The sequence below is a fragment of the Rhodopirellula maiorica SM1 genome (assembly GCF_000346295.1).
Taxonomy (GTDB): Bacteria; Planctomycetota; Planctomycetia; order Pirellulales; family Pirellulaceae; genus Novipirellula; species Novipirellula maiorica.
The window spans coordinates 1-18,364 of sequence record NZ_ANOG01000718.1 but is presented as its reverse complement, the minus strand read 5'-3'; the positions used below and the strand labels follow the sequence as shown (position 1 = coordinate 18,364).

The window sequence follows — 18,364 nt, the reverse complement described above, 5'->3', positions numbered from 1 at the left end:
CAGCGAGAGAACCGAACAATGCAGAAGTAATCGAGACATCATGTTAGCTAGATCTTGGGAGGGGGTAGGGGAGAGGAAGGGACGGGGCGAGACGCGAGCCATCCCATGATACCTAAAAATTTGGCCGGCCACCTAAGCAGTTTACAAACGGGGTTACGTGGCACTTTTGGTCGTACCGTCACCGCGAAGATCAAAATTGAACGTTTCTTGCGAATCCGAAACGGTCACCTTTAGCTCGGATTTTTTGTTGTAAGTCTCGGGAAAGAGCTCTCCCCGCTTGGCTGCGGAGGCGTTCGAATTGGATGGCTCGCCTTCGTCTTCCTCGGCTTCTTCTTCGGATTCCCGTTCGCCGGTGCTGGCGACCGTGCTGATTCGCACCGTCTTGGGACCTTGCGTGACTCCTGCGGTTTTGCTGTTGAACTTCAATTCGTAGTAGCCCGATTCATCAGTCGTACCGTACGAAAACGTGTGGTCATCGGCTTCGAAAAAAACGACAGCGCCTTCGATGGGCGCTCCATCGAGCGTGATCGATCCCTTCACTGGGACCAACCCGATGCTTGAGTAGTCGGCTTCCAGCGATCCGCCGCATCCGACGGTGGCAAGCACAAGCACGATACACGCAGTGGCGATAAACGCAGTGGCTTGTAGATGAGGACGCATTCTATTTATTAACTCCTTCACGGAGCGACAACGAATTCACGATCCGCGGTCGCTCCGAAATGTTTTGACTTGGGTATTCGAATGAAAGAAATGTCAATGCTGGGGTTTAGTATTCGGTCACGACTTCGTGCCCATCGCGTGACCCGATCGCTTTGTACGTTTCCATGTCGAGCGAATCAGTGATAAAACGAACCGCACCGTCGCTCATCGTGAAATGAGCTCCACCGATGTGGTAGCTACCAAAGGACAACTCCATTAAGTAACCGCTGGTGGTCGGCGCTTTGCGAATCGCATTAATTTGGGCGATCGTAGTGCCAACGACTTCCGAGAATTCGGTTCCGCCGGTGCCACCGTCACAGCGACAGGGATCCGACTGTGGCGAACCGATGTACCAATAATCCATCCCCTGGCCGTCTTTGACGAATTCAGGGTCAGTGTACGATTCGCCAATCATGATTGTGTTAGAGGTTCCGTCGATGATGTCGCGGAACTTGGTTTTGCTGCAGGCAAAGAAAATGCCATCTTGGTCTAGGTTTTCGAGTCCCTTGGTTCCCGCCACTGCGGTACTTGTATCGTCCGAACTCGATTCGGTACCTGCGCTACCACGGTAGCTGCCGGGAACACGTTCGGGGATCCCGTTGTAATCCAAGTGCTCCTTCAGCGCCATGCTCGGGCATCGGTAAGTCGGGATTACGGTGCTGGCAGCAATTTCATTAGGCGAACCATCCGAGGCCCAGTTTCCCGGCCCACTCTCTTGAAAAATCAATGTTTGATACAGGTTCGCTTGCTCGATTTGCGGCAAGATGTGCCCGCTCCAAGTCATCCCACGGTTGTCCCAACCATAAGGAAATACGCGAAAGGTATCGTGATAAGTGTGTAGCCCCAAACCAATTTGCTTCAGGTTGTTGCTACATGACATCCGTCGTGCGGCTTCGCGAGCCGCCTGTACTGCGGGTAATAGTAGCCCGACTAACACGCCAATGATCGCAATCACGACCAACAATTCAACCAAAGTGAATGCACCGCGTGAGGAACGACGGGGAAGCTTCGCGGAAGTTAGATTCCACTGCATGTTATTTCTATTCCGTTATACGTGACTCCGCAGCAAACAGGTGATCGTTTACCGCGTGTATTGTTTGACTGACTCAGATCCACTGTGATCTGAATTCGGCGGAAGAATAGAAGAACACGATGAGGTTTGCGTCAACGAAAGATGAAGGAATGATGAGCACCGTCACATCCTCACAGCCCCCCCAACAGCAAAAAACACAGCCCCGAGAAGGGAGACCGTTAGTCACGCTAGAGCCATCGCTACGTGGGAATCCGCCCCAATCGCAATCAGGGCAATCCTCTATTGAGGGGAACGACGCCGCCGAGAAATATTGGCGACTATTTTGCGATAGAACGGAGGCGTTTGAGCAAAGCAGGCCAGATCAAGCAAACGGTGCGAATGCCGTTCACTGGCGGTCATAGTCAGGGTTGACCAGATTTGGAGGACGCTTGCCGAGGCAGCCAGCAAGGCAATTCTCTACGGCCAATTCGCCCATCTTACTACGCGTCGCGATCGTGGCGCTGCCGAGATGAGGTGCAAGTACGGTATTGGGCAACTCGAACAGTTCCGGTTCAAGCTGTGGTTCGTTCTCGAACACATCCAATCCCGCGCCGGCAATCGTGTTAGCCTGCAGCGCTCGCACGAGTGCCTTCTCGTCGACCACGGGACCACGAGCGGTATTGATCAGATACGCCGTCGACTTCATTTGCTCGAGTCGTCGCTCGTCTATTAGATGCTTGGTGCCTTCGGCCAAAGCGACATGCAGCGAAACAAAGTCGCTTTGGGCGAGCAAGTCGTCAAGCTCGACATACTCGACGCCAAGTTTGCGTTCTTCCTCGGCCTCCATTCGTGTGCGGTTCCAATACAGCACACGCATATCGAACCCTTTAGCCCGCTGAATCATCGCGCGGCCGATTCGCCCGAGCCCGACCAACCCAAGTGTGCTGCCGCTGATATCGAGTCCTAAATACTGCAGCGGAGCCCAGCCTTGCCAATTTCCGCCACGGACAAAACGGTCGCCTTCGACCACGCGGCGGGCTACCGCGAACATCAATGCCCACGCCATGTCGGCAGTCGAATCGCTAAGCACCCCCGGTGTGTTCGTGACCGCAATGTTTCGTTTGGTGGCTGCGGCAACGTCGATGTTATTGAATCCGACGGCGTAATTGGAAACCACCTTCAGATTTGGATTCGACGCAAGCACCTCATCATCGATGGTGTCGGTCAATTGACACAACAATCCATCGACGTCTTGCAGTCCTTCGAGCAACTCTTGCTTGCTGAGCGAGCGATCTTCGTGACTCATCGTCAACTGCGAACTTTCCCGCAATCGCTTCATCGTGGCGGGCGGCAACTCGCGAGTGAGAAAGATTCGGGGCAGATCGCTCATCGGAAAAACCTGGGTGTTATGCAATCGGTGAAAAGTAGAAAACTGCGTTTAATGTTTGCGATATCGTAACGGATGCGGCGGTCGATCCTAGGACCGATTGGCTTAGGACGGATTGGCAATCGTGGCTCGACACATTCCAATCGAAAACAAGGGGGGTGACAATCGGAGATTGTCAGGACGCTTTTTGACGATTCTTTTCGACCCGTGGAGGGGGTTTCTGAATGGCACGCAATGAACAACTGATCCGCCAACACAAACTGCTTCAACTCTTAGAAATGTCACGCTTCGGCAAGACGCTTGACGAATTGCGTGATGACCTGGTCAGCGACTTGGGGCTAACGACGCTGCACGAGCGAACGGTTCGGCGAGATGTCGAAGCGTTGCAAGCAGCCGGTTTTGACATCCAAAGCGAAACGCTTGAACGCGGTAAAGTTTTTAAACTGGGGCGTAACAACAAAGGCGTTCACGAAATCGGCATCTCGGCGACCGAGTTGATTGCGTTGTCGATCGGACGTGAATTGCTGTACCCGCTGCTGGGCACCCAATATTGGCGTGGGATCGAGACGTTCTGGAACAAAGTCCGTGAGGTGATTCCCGACGGGGTGTTTGAGCACTACGACCGCTACCGTAAAACGCTGTACGTCTTCGGATCGCCCAACAAGACGTACGAGCAACACGAAGGGATGCTAAAAACACTCAATCGAGCGATCCTCGAGCACCGAGTGGTTGAGATTGAGTACGCATCGGTCGGCAAACCAGTTTCGACACGGCGAATCGAACCCTACGGATTGGCGGTTTATCAAAGCAGCATCTACGTGGTCGCGACGGCTCCGGAAGTCAAAGAGCCGAGCCAGCGGCTGCGAAACTGGAAACTCGACCGTTTTCGTCACGCCGTCGCGCTGGACGAATACTTCAAGCCCGATCCCAGCATCGAACTGGCCGATCGGCTGGGGCGAGGCATTGGCATTTTTTCGGGCGAATCGCCGACCATCGTCCACATTCGACTGGGCGAGCGAGCTGCCGCGTGGGTCAGCGAAGACCCCTGGCACCCCGAACAGCGAATGGAATTGCAAGACGATGGCACCTCGATTTTGACCGTTCCCGCCGCCCATCCTCGCGAAGTACTGCCCAAAGTGCTGTCGCTGGGCGTCGATGCCGAGGTTCTAGAGCCGAAAGAGTTCCGCGATGCGGTCGCCGAAGCGGTGCAGGGGATGGCGGCGAAGTACTGAATTGGCAACAAGTCGTCCGTGAGAATTGAGTTTTAGAGTAGTGGAATTCACCAGAATTCCTTGCGTCCCTGGACTTCTGGGTAGTGGCATTCACCAGAACTCCTCGCGTCCCTGGACTTCTGGGTAGTGGGATTCGCCAGAATTCCTTGCGTCCCTGGACTTCTGGCGAAGTCCACTACGTTGAAAACAAGGTTCTTCGGGACTTCTGGCGATGCCCGCCACTGCAAAACGGAGCACTACGGCCATTGGACCAACGCTTCAGGTTCGGCCGGAACGACGCGGGTGAATCCGTCGTCGAGCGGATCGGTGGCGTAATGATAGCCAAATGCGGCCCCAAGGGGCTGGTTATCGGGCGTGTACACCTCGACGTGGACACGATGATAGAGATCATCAAAGCCAGGCTGGTTCGTCCCTTCGATCTGATCCAACACCTGCAAAACTTCATGCATTTGATCATCGGAAAAGCTCCAAAATTCGCCTAGCACCCGGTCTTCGCCCGCCTGCATCGCCGGGTAATCGTGTCGATGAAACAGCTTCCCCCGCGTCCAACCGACTTGGATTGACGCGGGAGCCGCCGGCCAAAGCGACTCGCGACATTCGCCCCGCTTGAGCGTTCCGTAGACAAAAACAGAGGTCAGCATGGTTGTCCATTTTCCCTAAATAAAAAGAAGGCTCGGTTCGAAATGAAATGAAGGTCCCTTCGTTCGTCCGCACCGCGGAGACTCGTAACCTCGTTCACTACGATGAGATGCGAGGCCCCGTAGCCTCGTCCACTACAAAAGATGCGAAAACAGGATGCGAACTGGCAATATCGTCAGAATGCAACCGGAAGATCCTGCGGTGCTCTGGTTCTCAATCGCGGCTTGATGCATGATGATGATCGTTCCCCTTCACTACCAGTTCTCTTTGCTACTATTTGCCGATGTCATTGGATCCTGAATTTGCTGCCGCCCTTGACGCTCATTCGATGGAAATCGACGAGGTGATCGCGCTAAAGCTGCAGGCCTATGCCGAAACGATGTGGCGATGGAACGAACAATTAAACTTAACCCGTCACACGACCTGGGATTTATTTGTCAGCCGCGATCTGCGTGATTGCTTGCAACTCGCACCGCTTTTAGAGGCGGGCGAGGAGGTTTTGGATCTAGGCAGTGGCAACGGAGTTCCTGGGATTCCGTTGGCGATATTGCGGCCTGATATCGAAGTTTCGCTGGCCGAGTCGGTCGCAAAGCGAGCCAACGCATTGGGCGAAATCATCGAAGAACTTGGCTTGCCAGTGCCGGTTTACGCCGCTCGCGGTGAAGATTTGCTCGAGGATTTCCGTTTTTCGAGCGTCGTCAGCCGTGCGGTCGGCAGCATCGCAAAATTCTGTCGCTGGATCGAACCCCATTGGGCCAGCGTCGATCGATTGCTGTTGATCAAAGGTCCCAAATGGGTCGAAGAGCGGGGCGAAGCACGTCATCTCGGCTCGCTTGCCAACCTGCAACTGCGGCGAATCGCGACTTATCCACTTGGCGATGACGAAGCCAGTGAGGGGGTAATTTTGCAAATTTGGCCCTCGGGCCCCCGCGGTGCTCGCTACAACTAGCGGCGGCCGCAGAGCGCCCGTCGCTGATTCCCTCTCACGCATGCACCGGGTTCACCTAGCCACAGATTGGCGAACGTCTATACTCGTGCATTGAACATGGCCCCCAATGGGCCTTAGATGGCCAAAAACGGCCCAGTCCCCTCCCTTTTGCACTCGATTCCTCGGCGCGATGTCGGACTATAACCTAACTCACCTCAAGCAACTTGAAGCCGAGAGCATTCACATTATCCGTGAAGTGGTCTCGGAATTTAACAAGCCCGTCATGCTGTATTCGATCGGCAAAGACTCGGCGGTACTGTTGCATTTGGCACGAAAAGCGTTTGCTCCTGCCAAAATCCCGTTTCCGCTGTTGCATGTCGACACGACGTGGAAATTCCGCGAGATGATCGAGTTCCGCGACAACTTGGTCAAAAAAGAGCTCGGCTTAGACCTGCTCGTTTACATCAACGAAGAGGGGCTGAAGCACGACATCAAACCGTGGGAAGACAGCGAGCGACACACGGAATTGATGAAGACCGACGCGCTCAAAGCGGCCTTGAACAAATACGGCTTTGACGCTGCCTTTGGTGGTGCCCGTCGCGACGAAGAAAAGAGCCGCGCGAAAGAACGCGTTTTCAGTTTTCGTGACAAAGCACATCGCTGGGACCCCAAGAACCAACGCCCCGAGTTGTGGAATCTGTACAACGGCCGCGTGAACAAAGGCGAATCGATCCGCGTCTTTCCGATGAGCAATTGGACGGAATTGGACGTTTGGCAATACATCCACTTGGAAAACATTCCGATCGTGCCGCTGTATTTGTCCGCCCCTCGCAAGGTGGTCAACCGAAACGGCGTGTTGCTGATGCGAAACGATGATCGCATGCCGTTGTTGGAAGGCGAAAAGGAAGAAACCCGAATGGTCCGCTTCCGCACCCTAGGTTGTTATCCGCTGTCCGGAGCGGTCGAAAGCGAAGCGACCACATTGCCCGAAGTGATTCAGGAAATGTTGTTGGCGACGACCAGCGAGCGACAAGGCCGCATCATTGACCAAGACGAAGGCGGCGCCGGCATGGAAGAAAAGAAACGCCGAGGATACTTCTAGAAGTTTGTGTTCTGCCCACGCCAAACTTCACCCTTTCAACTTCAATTTTGACGCATGTCCCACAAATCTGACCTGATCGCCACCGATATCGAAGCCTACTTGAAGCAGCATGAGCACAAGCAATTGCTGCGGTTCATTACGTGTGGCAGTGTCGACGATGGCAAGAGCACGTTGATCGGCCGTTTGCTGTACGACAGCAAGATGATTTACGAGGACCAATTGTCGCAACTCGAAGCCGACTCGAAAAAGATCGGCACGACGGGAGGCGATTTCGACCCCGCGTTGTTGACCGACGGATTGAAGGCCGAACGTGAACAGGGCATCACGATCGACGTGGCTTACCGCTACTTCAGCACCGCGAAGCGAAAATTCATCATCGCCGATACGCCGGGGCACGAACAATACACTCGCAACATGGCCACCGGCGCAAGTTCCGCCGACTTGGCTGTCATCTTGATTGACGCGCGTCACGGCGTGTTGACGCAAACGCGGCGGCACAGTTTCATCGTTTCACTGCTGGGCATTCGGCACGTGATCGTGGCGGTGAACAAGATGGATATCGTCGACTTTGACGAGCAGCGATTCAACGAAATCTGCGACGACTACCGATCCTTTGCAACCCGTTTGGATCTGCCCGATCTGCACTTCATTCCGATCAGTGCACTCAAGGGAGACAACCTCGTCGATCGCAGCGAGAACATGCCGTGGTACAGCGGCAGCACGCTGATGAATTTCCTGGAAACCGTATACATCGGCAGCGACCGCAATCTGCAAGATTTCCGCATGCCGGTCCAATACGTAAACCGTCCGAACCTGAATTTCCGCGGTTTCTGTGGCACCATTTCTTCGGGCATCATTCGCCCCGGCGAAGAAATCATGGTGCTGCCAAGCCGACAAAAGTCTAAAGTCAAAGACATCGTCACGTTTGACGGCAACCTGGATGAAGCCTTTGCTCCGCTTTCGATCACGCTGACACTCGAGGACGAAATCGACGCCAGCCGTGGCGACATGATCGTCCGCGCCGGCAACCTTCCCCGCAGCCGCGACCATATCGACGCAATGTTGGTGTGGATGGATTCCGGGGCGATGGTTCCCGGCAAAACGTACCTGTTTAAACACACCACCCAAACGCTGCCAGGCACAATCGACACGCTGAAGTACCGCGTTGACGTAAACACGCTTCATCGCGAACCGGCGCCGCAGTTGGAGCTGAACGAAATCGGACGCGTCAGCATTTCGCTGAGCGGCCCACTGCATTTCGATGCTTACCGCCGCAACCGCAGCACGGGCGCCTTCATCGTGGTCGACCGGATCACCAACGCCACCGTGGCGGCTGGCATGATCCTAGACAAATCAGGCGACAGCGATGCCAAGAGCATCTGGGACGACGATTTGCAAGCGCACGATTCGGGAGACCCGAACGAAGTTTCGGCGGTAACGCCAGAGGAACGCGAAGCACGATTTGGTCAGAAACCAGCCACGATCCTGTTGACCGGATTGACCGGCAGCGGCAAGACATCGATCGCGTTGGCAGTCGAACGAAAATTGTTCGAAGAGGGCCGCGCCGCTGCGATGATCGATGGCGAAAGCGTCCGTCGTGGACTAAGCCGCGACCTCGGATTCTCGGTCGCCGACCGTAGCGAAAACCTTCGCCGCAGTGCTCACCTAGCACACGCACTAAACCAAGCGGGTATGATCTGCGTGGCTTCGTTTGTGGCGCCGTCGGAGGAGGTGCGAACCAAGGTCGGCAAGCTGATCGGCGAAGACCGTTTCTTGGTCGTCCACGTGGCGACTCCGGTAAACGTTTGCCGCACACGAGACACCAAAGGCCAATACGCGAAAGCCGACGCCGGTGAACTTTTGAATTTCCCTGGGGTCACCGCCGACTACGACGAACCCGCGAATCCCGATCTGACTCTCGATGCGAGCCAACAAAGCATTGATGAATGTGCCGACGCCATCATCAAACTGCTGCGAACACGCGAAGTCATCCGCTAAGCATCGGTCAAACTTTCAGTGGCACGAACGGATCAACCACCGGCGAATTATCGCCGCACGGGGATCTCGTAGTTCAAAATTCGCTTGCCGTCTTGTTCACCGGCACGCAGCAACATCGTCTTGCCGAGCAGTGATTCGGCGTCGCTGAAATAAAATTCACGACGTACAGTTTCGCCCGGTTTGACGGTGATGAAGCGGCGTTGATATTGCCGGCCGCCCTGTGGAAAAAGCATGCAATCATAAGCTTGTGTGACGTTGGAATCGTTGGTCATCTCGATTTCCACTCGCAATTGATTGTCGACCAACAGACGAGTTTCGGTTTCAATTCGCAAGCCAATCGGGCCGACCGTCAAATCACGATAGACCGTAAATTTCTTAGACGGTATCGATTGGTGTTCAAACCGCAGCGGGACTTCGTATTGGCCGACTTTGGCGCTGTTGCCTAGCACCAAATTGAACTGCAGCGTGGTGCTCTTGCCCGCTTGTAATTCCCAGGGGATCGACGGCTCATTAAAACTCCAGTGCTCAGGTGCCAGTACACTCAGCGAGCCGCCAAGTCCCTCCCGCGTCGGGTTGGTGAATGTGACGTCCACGGGTTGTGCTTGCCCAAGCAAACTATCGACCTGTTTCTGTTCGACCTCAACCGACATACGAAATGCCAACAGCGCGGGATCGGCTCCGGCGATAAAAATCGGACGAGGGCCGATCTTGACTCGGTGTGCAAGTTGACCTTCGACCTCAGCTAGTTCCAAAGGCTGTCGTCGGCCCCAGATATCGACCCTATGGACTTGGTCACCAAGGTAGATTAGCTCTTCACAGGGCAGCGGCGACCACAACATCACCACAGCTCGATCCGCCCCGGCGAAGACAATATTCTCAGCCTTGCTTCGCAATCTCAGCGACCCCATTTGACGTAGATTGCCAATCATCAACGAGGTGGTCCGCCACGGCAACAACATCTCTTCGGGGCGTCCGTCCGCGTTCAACAGACCTCGATCTGGATTTCGTGGCTCGGAAACAAATGCCGCTTGGACACGATGCTTTCGCACGACGGCCATTCGTTTTGCCAAGTCCAAGATTCGCGAGTCGCGGTCATAGCGACTTTGCTCGATCGGCTCGACGACAACCCAAGTTCGCGGACCGCGACTTCCGCCTTGCAACGCTTCCAGACGCAAGTACTCATCGAGTTCGTCCGCGGTCAACTCAGGGTCGCTGGACCGCTGCACCGCGTTCCAAGAGGTTTCCGAAGGTGTCAGATCACGTTCGGTCCAGGGCCAACAAATCGCGACTTCGATCGGTTGCCCATACCCTTGCAGCCCCGTCGCGATCTCGGCGATCGATTCTTGCAGATGACTGCGATCCAAGAAACTGTAGTCGTGGTTTCCGCCCAACTGCCACATTTTCACTTTCAATGTCAGCCGCGTCATCACGGGTTCAAGCAGCGGTTGCCAGACTCGTGAATCGCGAAACAGCTGAGATGCCACGACATCACGACGACCACGGATGTCAAACAGTGGCACTTGCGATTCCGGAGGCACATCGAGCACCCCGATCGTCTGAATTCCGACATCCTGCAGTCGTGAACTGGCCTCTAAGATTCGGTCCGCAGTGGCGGTATCATGCGACTCGATCCAACAAGGAATCTTGACCCAGTTCACACCGAGCTGAGCGAGCCAGCCGGCGAGTTCACGTGGCGGCATATCACGGCCGCTTTCAACCAGCGTCCATCCGAAACTGCCTTGATTGGATTGACCGATTGCCGGATCAACCACCGCAAACGTTGTTTCCGTCGCCAACGTGCGAAGATTGCGTCCCTGTAACGACGCCATCACACGATAAAAACCGGGATCCAGATCAGGCAATTCCCAGTGCACCTCCATTCCGCGAGGGCCGCTCGCCGACGGCTTTGCTGGCTGTCCGCTTTTGGGCAGCTCTGCTTCTTCGATGCGGGCGTTGGGAATCTCTGAAAGCTGCCGTGTGATCTCGTGTCCGTCGACATCGATCAACCGAAACAAAACCTGAGTCGCCCCGCTGGGCAACCCCAGCACCGTCGCCGCCACGTCCACGGAACTGCCCAAGGTGTGGATCCCCATCGGGTGATCGGTCACAAGTTGAAGCTGCGGAAACGGCTCGATGCTGATGTCGTCGAATCCAATCTCACCACGAATATCCTCGAGCCCATCTTCGGCGCCCTCGACGATCAGACGAACAAATACGCCGGTCGCCGCGCGGGGCGCACGGATTCGGTCGAGCACCAATTCGGTCCAATCGGTGGTCCCGGTGATTGACTGGGTTAAATGCGTCTCGAGCTCGTCACCATTATCATTGACAAAAACAAATTCCGCCCGGGCGCGGTCATGTCGCAGCCCCTGGGTCATCACTTTGATGCCGAACCGATATTGATAGACGTGACTGGTTTCCACGGGTGGCGATTGCACCATCACCAAACCGCCGTCCAAGTCGATCTTCAAATAACGATCCACCATCGCGTCGGCAAGCGATGGCGGCAACACCGGCAAACTCTTGATGTGTCGCCGTAGCCGAGGCCATTCGCGAATCACCATGGTGTCGATCGCCAATAGCTGCTGCTCGGCGGCAACATTCTTCGGGGCAATGCCCACTTTGACATATTTCGGATAACGACGCCCCACGCGTCGCTGCCAATGATCGGGCCAATCGTCGAAGTTCTTGTCGCTGCCGCGGCCAAAATTCCATAGATGACGCGGCAACTTATCCACAGGCAAAGCGGCCGACGCGGCACGAGATCCTGACGCCGCGGCCAAACCTGAATTGGAGCTGTTTGCTAGCGAAGGCGATTGTGCTGACACGATTGACGGGGATGCCGCCACGGCGCAGACCCCCAGCACCGCTACCATGATCGCAGAAACGATCCGGCGGCAATCACCATACTGGCTTTCGTTTCGATAACGGCAGGGTAAAATGCCGCCGATTCGAAGGTTCATTTGCAAACGAAAGTAGGAATTCTGTGGCTGAAGTCAAAGTGGCGGTACGATTGGATAACTTGCGAACTCCGTTACGCAAATCGCTGCCGATGGTTGCAGGTATGGGCGCATCGGCAATCGAAATCGACGCTCGAAACGGCATTCGCCCTTCTGAATTGTCGGACACTGGGCTGCGACAATTGCGGAAAATGCTGGATGATCTGAATATACGGGTTGCTACGGTCCGTTTCCCCACTCGACGGGGATATGACATCACTCAGGATCTCGACCGTCGAGTCGAAGCTACCAAAGCAGCAATGGCGTTCGCCTACAAACTTGGTGCCCCGGTGGTCGTTAACCAAATCGGGGCGATTCCCGAAGAAAAAGACGATCCTCGCTACATCACGCTGCAAGGAGTCATGGAAGACCTTGGCCGCTACGGGACCCGAATTGGTTCGATGTTCGCTGCCGAAACGGGCACCGAATCAGGCGAACGGCTAGCAGAACTACTAGATGCTAGCGAAGACACGTATGTCGCCGCCGCACTGAACCCTGGCCAACTGATCATCAATCGGCACAGCCCTCGCGAGGCGATCAGGGCGTTGGGCAATCGGATTCAGATTGTTTGTGCAGTCGACGGAGTGATCGATCTAGCCGCAGGCCGTGGTTTGGCGGTGCCATTAGGGCAGGGGACAGCCGATTTCCCAGAACTCCTCGGGCTGCTCGAGAATTTCCAGTACCGCGGCTACTTCGTGGTGGGCCGCCGCGACATGCCTGCCGATTCGGCCTACGAAGAATTGGCGCAAGGCGTCGAGTACTTGCAGAATTTGTAGGCGTGAGGCCAATCCATCCTTTGGCTTCCATTGGGTGATGATCGAGTAGTGGAATTCGCCAGAATTCCCGCATCGGCTGTGAAACCCCAGGAACTCTGGCGAGTCCCACTACGAAAAAAGTAGTACTGGCGATTCGGCATCAAGATGCGATATTCAGCTCGCCTGCCTACATCGGCACTTGGCCTACGTCGGCATGCGGAACACTTCGATCGCCTTTTCAGTCCCGATGCCGGCTTCGCGTGCGCGTCGCGACAGAATCGTGATCGCGTGGCGACCAACGTCACCGAGGTCGAGCGTCCAATCGTTGACATACAAATCGACATGCTTCAACAACACTTCGTCACTAAACTCTTGAGCGTATTTTCGCATTGTTGGCAGCGGCGCGTCACGATTGGCCATCGCAAAGGCGATTGAATCGTGGATAACCTGTTGGACTTTCGCCGTCACATCCGCCGGTAATACACGGCGAGCCACAATGCCGCCTAAGGGCAGCGGTGTGGTCGATTCGGTTTCCCACCGCTCGCCCAAATCTTCAACGCGGCCGAGCCCTTGATCTTGCCACGTGAAGCGGCCTTCGTGGATGCAGACACCAAAATCGGCCTCCTTCTGCTGCAACATCGGCATGATTTCTGAGAAGACAACCTGTTTAATATTCACCGTCTTGGGATGAAAGATCTTCAACAACAGCGTCGCCGTCGTGTGCTCGCCAGGGCAAAGCGTCGTTTTGTTTTCATCTTCGGGCGTCCCAGCCCCCTCGGACCGTGCGGATAACAGCAGCGGGCCAACCCCAAACCCCATCGCCGAACCGCTGGGCAACACCACCGTCTCTTCGCTAAGCAGTAACGCCGCATGAAAGCTGGTTTTGGCGACGTCAAACTCGTTGCGGAACAGCCCATCATTGAGCTGTTGAATGTCCAACAGCCGAACATGGAAATCGAGGCCGCGCCAATCGACCAAGCGATTCATTAAGGCATGAAACGCAAATGTGTCATTGGGACAAGTCGAAATACCAAGTTCAATTGGTCGAGTCACGTGGAGGTCTCTTTGAAAAGCGTTGTTCACAAGCAATGCCTGCAGGATCTTATAGCATAACGAACGAGCCAAGTAGCGTCGTTGTTCGCTCGGCCAACTTGCGTTTTGGTTTTCGTTGTTGACCGCGGAGCGATCAACGACAATCAATTTCGTTTTGACTGCGGAGCGATCAACGACGATGGAATAGTCGATTCACGAGCACCGCGGCAGCTTGCAGAGCCTTGTCGATTTGCCATCGCCGCTGGTCACGATCGCCCACCTGATTCGAGATCCCCCGAACCACCTGTAGCGGCACTTTGTGCATCTGGCATGCCATCGCGACACCAAACGCTTCCATGTCTTCGGCGACCGCATCGGGAAATCGGTCGGCCCGAGCATCGGCTTCGCTTGCCGACTCAGACGCCGCACAGACACTCAACAAACGCCCGGCGGACACTGGCGACATGTCGCTCCGTCCGCCCAATTCGATGGTGTCCCCGATATCGGCAAAATGAGCCCAACCGATTTCGGATGCCGAACGAAATGTTTCACCGGCGCCGACACCAATTCCATCGCACGTCACCTCGCTGAACTGATGTGCTACTCCGACATCGCCGCGACCGGAGAACACTCCCGCGATTCCAACCAAAACAATTTTTTCCGGACAGTACTTCGCAATCAATTGAGACGTTCGTGCGGCGGCGGCGATCTGGCCAAACCCACACAGCTGAGTCGTCCAACGATCATTGATCGCGGTCTCATCCAAGTGCAACACGATTTTGTCGCGTTCGATTGCGGTCGGGATCAGCAATAGATTAGAAGCCACGCTGCAGTCCCGGGGTGATATCGAGATCGAAGGAAGCAAAATCGCCACGTCGAATTTTTTCTAATGCAATAGCGCCCATCACAGCATTGTCGGTGCACAGATCCGGCGGTGCGATCGTCAATGCAAATTGATCCTGCTTGGCGGCGTTTTCGAATTGCTGACGCAAATAGCGATTGGCCGCGACGCCGCCACCAATGATCAACTGCTTGCATTTGTATTGCTTCAGGGCGCGACGACACTTGCTTAGCAACACATCGACCACGGCGGTTTCAAACGATGCACAAACATCCGCCTTGATCTGATCGTCGATTCTCAGTTTTGAAAAATCCTGTTGCCCTGGACCGGTAATCGCATACCGCACCGCCGTCTTCAGCCCACTGAAACTAAAATCAAAATGCTTTTCGTGAATCATCGAACGTGGAAAAGCATAAGCGTCTCGCTTACCTTTGGCCGCCAACTTTGAAACCTCTGGTCCCCCGGGGAACCCAAGACTCAACATCGCGCCGACTTTATCAAACGCTTCGCCCGCGGCGTCATCGATGGTGCCGCCAAGGTACTCGAGGTCTAGTGGGCTGGTGCAATAATACAAACTGGTGTGCCCGCCGCTGACAATCAAACCGACGCAAGGATAGACCGACGATTCATTTGATAGCTGGCACGCATACAGGTGAGCATGCAAATGATTCAGCGAAACGAGTGGTTTCTGCCATGCGATCGCCAGCGTCTTGCCCGCGACCACGCCGACCAACAGCGATCCGGCGAGTCCTGGTCGATCGGCGACCGCGATCGCGGTCAAATCGTCCGGCGAAACCTTGGCCTGGCGGATCGCTGTGTCGATGACCGGCAAAATTCGCTCTAAATGAGCACGTGCGGCAACCTCGGGAACCACCCCGCGAAACTGCTCGTGAAGTGCCTCTTGAGTCGCGATGCACTGGCCCATCACCGCGCCGTCGTCGCTGATCACAGCCGCAGCGGTCTCATCACAAGTCGATTCGATCGTCAAAATAGGCAAAATAGCGTCCGCCAAAAACCCGTCCGAAGAGGGGCCGAGAGTGTGGTTTTTCGACAAAACGGCGTGTCTGCCGCAAATGTCGGGGTAAAAACAGATCTAAATCCTAAAACTAGCGTGAATCCTGCGGTAGGCCAGCCTTGATCGATTGGCGGCGGGTTGCTACATTTCGTGGCTCAAAACACGCTAAAAACCCCCAGGTGGTACTGATGGCACATAAGAAAGGGCAGGGCTCCAGCCGAAACGGTCGCGATTCGAACGCTCAGCGACGTGGAGTCAAGAAGTTTGGTGGCGAAGCCGTCCGCGCAGGCAACATCCTAATCCGCCAAGTTGGCACCAAGTTCCATGCTGGAAAAGGTGTTGGCCAAGGCAAGGATTACACCCTGTTTGCATTGGTCGATGGCAAGGTCATGTTTGACCGCGAAGGCCGCCGAATCAATATCGTTACCGAGTAAATTCAAAAATCGAGTCAATCGGCGGCGAGATCACTGCGACATCGCTCGCGATCCACTTGCCGGTGACGTGATCGTAAATGCCTGCGCGCAGGCACAACGAAAAAAACCCAAGGCAATCGCTGGACGTTGCCTTGGGTTTTTTCGTGCCCTGACGACTCTACAGCAATGGGCATCTCGGCAGGCGGGTGAATGCAGATCCGCTATAATGGAGTCGAATGTCTTGTCACTGGACACCCGATTTCGAAATTGGGATGCGGCGGCACACTCTCACTCGCTCGATTCTTCACGCGGGCCAACGACCATGAGATCGGACCCATCACGAAGGGGCGTTTCGCAAACCGAGTCTGCCGGCAACAAGACGTCGGACGCCTTTGAAACGCCACCGAACGCTAGCCGCAGTAAATCGGTCAATGCTGGGGTGCTGCTGGCCATCGCGATCGCTTGCCTCGTTGCCATCACGACATTTAAGGTGACCCAAACGCCGCAAACGGAACCGATCGTCCAAAACGAGTTTGACGTCATTGTCCCCAAGATCGTCGAACCTTCTCGCGACGTCGTCCGTGCCGCGTTCTTTGACCGCGAGGTCGAGCCCGAGATCACAAAGACCGACCAGCTGAATCGCAAAGCTGCCGATCGATGCATCCAGCGAATCGGACTATTGATCCGCCGCTACCATCGCGGCGTGACCCCGTTTGTCAACGACTTGACCAGCATCTCGACCCGCTTGGGAATCGTCAAACGAATGCCTGGCGATTGGTGGCAAGAGGACAACCGCATTCAAAGTTATGTCGCAGAAAAATTTGAAAAACACCTGTTTTCCGAACAGGTACTGGCGGACGACATTGCCGCGATCCTCGATGATTTTCGTAAAGAGATCGATGCCAATCAAAAACGCATGCTGGTCAATGTTCACGCCTCGCTGGAAGTAGCGGATCTTCCCGAAGTCCAACTCGATCAATATCAAACGTTCTACGAATCGATCTCGCATCGGCTGCAATCCTTTTCCGCCGAACAAGGTGCGACCAGCGTTTACAACGCGATTGTAGTGATCTTGATTAGCGAAGCTGGCAGCTATGCAGCCACGACCATCGTCGCGGGACTGCTGGCACGTTTTTCTGCGACCGCCGTCGTGGGTATTGCGGCGGGTGCGGGAACCACCGCTGGTGCAGCGGCTACTGGCGCCGGCGGCGGAAGCTTTGTCGGCCCGGTAGGAACCGTCGTTGGGCTGGGCGTCGGATTGGCCGTTGGCTTGATCATCGATTGGTGGATGACCGACAAATTCGAAAGCAAAATCAGTGAGCAGTTGCACGATTATCTCGACATGCTCGAAGCAACCTTATTGGACGGGGCACCACATGATCGCACGACTGAATCGCTCGCGACGCAACCAGGCCGTCCCTCTACAGCTCGCGGACTCGGTTCGATCGATAACGCCAGCGGATTAAAAGCAACGCTGCCGCTTGTGTGCGACCAATTAGTCAACGCCTATCGCGACCAATTCTTTACCAAAATCGTTTCTCCAGGTGTCACTCATGACGAAGCTCATTAATGCCTCGCGTTCGAACGTTTGCATCTATACATTGGCGACACTGCTTATCATGACCGAGGCGGGAACGGAACGGGAAGCTGCGGCGCAGCGACTCGCGGCAAGCTCAGTCCCCACGTCGGTCGTCAAAGCTATCGTCAAATACTTTGGCAAAGAGGGAGCCGAACAAGCAACCGAGTTTCTAGCCAAGAACGCCAGCAAAGAAGTGATGCAGCGTGTGACAACAATGGCGGCACGCGAAGGAGGCGAAGAAGCGGTCGAGCAGGTCGCCAAGCTGACCGCCAAACATGGCCCCGAAGTTCTAACGGCACTCGACAACAGCACGGCTGTATTGCCGGTGATCAAGGCCCTCGATGAGATTCCGGCGACACAAGTTCGCACCGCGATCGGCAAACTCGCGGCGGGCGAATCGGGAAAGGCACTCAGCGCCGCGGTCACTCGCTATGGCGCCAAGGCGCTCGAGACCGAACTAAAACACCCTGGCGCGGGATTGGTGCTGTTAAAACATTTCGGCGACGATGGAGCCGAATTGGCGGGTAAAATGACGAGTGACCAAGCGATCGTGATCGCGCGTCATGCTGACGAAATTGCAGCGTTACCCGCTGCACAACGAACCGGTGTGTTATCGCTGATCCGCAACGACACCGAAAAAGTTGTCGCATTTGCGGGACGTTTTATCGAAGCCAATCCTGGTAAATCACTGTTCACGGTTGCCACCACCACGATCATCTTGGCCGAGCCCGAG

Annotated in this window: 16 protein-coding genes; 8 read left to right on the top strand and 8 right to left on the bottom strand. The window is 55.3% G+C overall.

Annotation, left to right across the window (positions count from 1 at the left end):
• Window positions 1–153: 153 nt before the first annotated feature.
• From RMSM_RS23295 to RMSM_RS23285, 3 genes are all read right to left on the bottom strand, one after another.
• Window positions 154–660, bottom strand: coding sequence for a transthyretin-like family protein (locus tag RMSM_RS23295; RefSeq protein ID WP_008702201.1), 507 nt, complete (start codon window positions 658–660; stop codon window positions 154–156).
• A gap of 106 nt (window positions 661–766) precedes the next feature.
• Window positions 767–1,732 carry a DUF1559 domain-containing protein gene (locus RMSM_RS23290; RefSeq protein ID WP_008702199.1) on the bottom strand — a complete coding sequence of 322 codons (966 nt, stop codon included), beginning with the start codon at window positions 1,730–1,732 and terminating at the stop codon, window positions 767–769.
• Window positions 1,733–2,117: 385 nt separating this feature from the next.
• On the bottom strand, window positions 2,118–3,101 hold the full coding sequence (locus RMSM_RS23285; protein ID WP_008702197.1) for a 2-hydroxyacid dehydrogenase: 984 nt from the start codon (window positions 3,099–3,101) through the stop codon (window positions 2,118–2,120).
• Between the two features lie 221 nt (window positions 3,102–3,322).
• On the opposite strand from RMSM_RS23285, the gene RMSM_RS23280 reads away from it, so the two are divergent.
• Window positions 3,323–4,330 carry a helix-turn-helix transcriptional regulator gene (locus RMSM_RS23280; protein ID WP_008702195.1) on the top strand — a complete coding sequence of 336 codons (1,008 nt, stop codon included), beginning with the start codon at window positions 3,323–3,325 and terminating at the stop codon, window positions 4,328–4,330.
• 236 nt (window positions 4,331–4,566) lie between these two features.
• Here the strand turns inward: RMSM_RS23280 and RMSM_RS23275 are convergent, their stop codons facing one another.
• Window positions 4,567–4,971 carry a gamma-glutamylcyclotransferase family protein gene (locus RMSM_RS23275; RefSeq protein ID WP_008702193.1) on the bottom strand — a complete coding sequence of 135 codons (405 nt, stop codon included), beginning with the start codon at window positions 4,969–4,971 and terminating at the stop codon, window positions 4,567–4,569.
• A gap of 281 nt (window positions 4,972–5,252) precedes the next feature.
• On the opposite strand from RMSM_RS23275, the gene rsmG reads away from it, so the two are divergent.
• From rsmG to cysN, 3 genes are all read left to right on the top strand, one after another.
• Entirely contained in the window at window positions 5,253–5,918 is a 666-nt protein-coding gene (gene rsmG / locus RMSM_RS23270) for a 16S rRNA (guanine(527)-N(7))-methyltransferase RsmG (RefSeq protein ID WP_008702191.1), read from the top strand.
• 169 nt (window positions 5,919–6,087) lie between these two features.
• Entirely contained in the window at window positions 6,088–6,999 is a 912-nt protein-coding gene (gene cysD, locus RMSM_RS23265) for a sulfate adenylyltransferase subunit CysD (protein ID WP_008702189.1), read from the top strand.
• A gap of 54 nt (window positions 7,000–7,053) precedes the next feature.
• The gene (gene cysN, locus RMSM_RS23260) at window positions 7,054–8,997 is read left to right on the top strand and encodes a sulfate adenylyltransferase subunit CysN (protein ID WP_008702186.1); all 1,944 of its coding nucleotides are present in this window, start codon (window positions 7,054–7,056) and stop codon (window positions 8,995–8,997) included.
• Window positions 8,998–9,044: 47 nt separating this feature from the next.
• On the opposite strand, the gene RMSM_RS23255 is transcribed toward cysN, so the two are convergent.
• Entirely contained in the window at window positions 9,045–11,960 is a 2,916-nt protein-coding gene (locus tag RMSM_RS23255) for a COG1470 family protein (protein WP_008702185.1), read from the bottom strand.
• 23 nt (window positions 11,961–11,983) lie between these two features.
• Here RMSM_RS23255 and RMSM_RS23250 point away from each other — a divergent pair, with 23 nt between their 5' ends.
• Window positions 11,984–12,772 carry a sugar phosphate isomerase/epimerase family protein gene (locus RMSM_RS23250; protein WP_008702183.1) on the top strand — a complete coding sequence of 263 codons (789 nt, stop codon included), beginning with the start codon at window positions 11,984–11,986 and terminating at the stop codon, window positions 12,770–12,772.
• Between the two features lie 183 nt (window positions 12,773–12,955).
• Here RMSM_RS23250 and RMSM_RS23245 read toward each other — a convergent pair whose 3' ends face one another.
• The 3 genes from RMSM_RS23245 to tsaD form a co-directional block, all read right to left on the bottom strand.
• Window positions 12,956–13,804 carry a menaquinone biosynthesis family protein gene (locus RMSM_RS23245; protein WP_040769136.1) on the bottom strand — a complete coding sequence of 283 codons (849 nt, stop codon included), beginning with the start codon at window positions 13,802–13,804 and terminating at the stop codon, window positions 12,956–12,958.
• 169 nt (window positions 13,805–13,973) lie between these two features.
• Window positions 13,974–14,609 carry a futalosine hydrolase gene (mqnB, locus tag RMSM_RS23240; RefSeq protein WP_008702180.1) on the bottom strand — a complete coding sequence of 212 codons (636 nt, stop codon included), beginning with the start codon at window positions 14,607–14,609 and terminating at the stop codon, window positions 13,974–13,976.
• Window positions 14,599–15,636, bottom strand: a complete 1,038-nt coding sequence (gene tsaD / locus RMSM_RS23235) for a tRNA (adenosine(37)-N6)-threonylcarbamoyltransferase complex transferase subunit TsaD (protein ID WP_008702177.1) — start codon at window positions 15,634–15,636, stop codon at window positions 14,599–14,601. Before tsaD ends, mqnB begins: the two co-directional genes overlap by 11 nt.
• 191 nt (window positions 15,637–15,827) lie before the next feature.
• Between tsaD and rpmA the strand changes: the two genes are divergently transcribed.
• The 3 genes from rpmA to RMSM_RS23220 all read left to right on the top strand — a co-directional run.
• Entirely contained in the window at window positions 15,828–16,073 is a 246-nt protein-coding gene (gene rpmA / locus RMSM_RS23230) for a 50S ribosomal protein L27 (RefSeq protein ID WP_008702176.1), read from the top strand.
• A gap of 301 nt (window positions 16,074–16,374) precedes the next feature.
• Window positions 16,375–17,622 carry a hypothetical protein gene (locus RMSM_RS23225; protein WP_144057895.1) on the top strand — a complete coding sequence of 416 codons (1,248 nt, stop codon included), beginning with the start codon at window positions 16,375–16,377 and terminating at the stop codon, window positions 17,620–17,622.
• On the top strand, window positions 17,606–18,364 hold a 759-nt coding region (locus RMSM_RS23220), incomplete at its 3' end, for a hypothetical protein (RefSeq protein ID WP_008702172.1). The genes RMSM_RS23225 and RMSM_RS23220, both read left to right, overlap by 17 nt.